Genomic DNA, 250 nt, shown 5'->3' with positions numbered 1-250 from the left:
GCTGTATAGCGACGCGCGTCGCACCCATTTGCTCATCAAGCGATTGCTGTCTAAGTGCGTACTCTTGCTCCATAGCCCACATATTATCAAGATGCTCTTGCTTGGCGACTTCTAGCAACTCGAAGCGTTCAAGCTCAGGCAATGCATAGTTGCCACGCTCATCGACAGCATTGATTTCAGCTTGTCGATTGGAGTACTGACTATTGACTGAGTTAAATGACTCATCACGGTCTTGCGCCAACCTCCATAC

At 48.8% G+C, this 250-nt stretch carries 1 protein-coding gene; it reads right to left on the bottom strand.

All coding sequences use genetic code 11. The annotated features are described in order from the left end of the window. The coding region (locus AAEY88_RS14830) for a hypothetical protein (RefSeq protein WP_350563619.1) at nucleotides 1-250 on the bottom strand (250 nt) is incomplete at both ends.

The organism is Psychrobacter sp. CAL346-MNA-CIBAN-0220 (assembly GCF_040309805.1).
In the GTDB taxonomy this organism is placed as follows: Bacteria; Pseudomonadota; Gammaproteobacteria; order Pseudomonadales; family Moraxellaceae; genus Psychrobacter.
This window is presented reverse-complemented; position numbering and strand designations above follow the sequence as displayed.